Source organism: Streptococcus sp. CCH5-D3, from assembly GCF_001556435.1.
Classification (GTDB): Bacteria; Bacillota; Bacilli; order Lactobacillales; family Streptococcaceae; genus Streptococcus.
On sequence record NZ_LSIW01000106.1, the window covers coordinates 1 to 1,047 of the forward strand.

Annotated in this window: 2 protein-coding genes; both read right to left on the bottom strand. The window is 34.2% G+C overall.

Features of this window, described 5'->3' with window-relative positions; genetic code table 11:
• Positions 1–115: 115 nt before the first annotated feature.
• Positions 116–514, bottom strand: coding sequence for a DUF805 domain-containing protein (locus AX662_RS07190; RefSeq protein WP_037599111.1), 399 nt, complete (start codon positions 512–514; stop codon positions 116–118).
• A gap of 99 nt (positions 515–613) precedes the next feature.
• Positions 614–1,030, bottom strand: coding sequence for a DUF805 domain-containing protein (locus AX662_RS07195; RefSeq protein ID WP_037599110.1), 417 nt, complete (start codon positions 1,028–1,030; stop codon positions 614–616).
• Positions 1,031–1,047 lie beyond the last annotated feature (17 nt).

Here is a 1,047-nt window from a genome sequence, read left to right on the forward strand (position 1 = left end):
TCCAAAATTTTTTGTAGGCTTCAATCATAATAAAATCCCCCTTTTTTATGATACTTCCAGTATAACAAGTGACAAATCAACTAAAAAACAGCCTAGCGAGGCTGTTAAGTCATTATTATTGCTGAGGATTATTGAAGTTGTTAAATGGATAATCAACTTTAGTTGGTTTACACAACAACACAATGAAGATAATAGGACCTACAAATGGGATTAAAGAAATAAAAATATACGGCCAATTGTAGCCAGCATCACGCAAACGGCGAACTGTTACAGCAATACCAGGTAAGATAGCAGCAATACCAAAGGCAAAAAAGATAAATAGGATGATAAATGAAATAACAGCCAAAAAGCTTGATTCTGTCGCACTTGCAATGCCTCCAAAGATTGCGAGCAACACATAAAAAGCAATAACTGTTAACATATTTGCCAAATATGCAAACCAGTAATCTGAACGTGTTGAACGGCCCTCAAAATCTACATAGCCCTTCCAAAACTTCTTATAAGCTTCGATCATAATAAAATCTCCTCATTTTTTGATACTTATAGTATAGCAATAAAAAAAGAATTTGACAAATTGACGAAAAAGCAGCCATACTAGGCTGCTAAATACTTATCATTGTTGTGGATTATTCAAATTATTGAATGGTAATTCTACCTTTGTTGGTTGCAAGGTTAAGATAAAAATAATAAAACTACCAAGGTAGGGAATCAACGCTAAAAATATCAAAGCCCAATGGTAGCCACTATCTCTTAGACGACGTACCATGATTGCAATGGAAGGTATCAGTAAGGCTAACATATATATTCCAAAAGCTGACAATACAATATAGATCAAAATCATTTGAAAACTATATGCGTCAGAAGTATACGTTGCCGGATCTCCCCCTAAAATCATGATTAATATAAGTAAGAAACCGAAAAGTAAAAAAACCAAACATTGCGCAAGCACATTAAGCCAATAATCTGAACGTGTTGAACGGCCCTTGAAATCGACATAGCCCTTCCAAAATTTTTTGTAGGCTTCAATCATAATAAAATCCCCCTTTT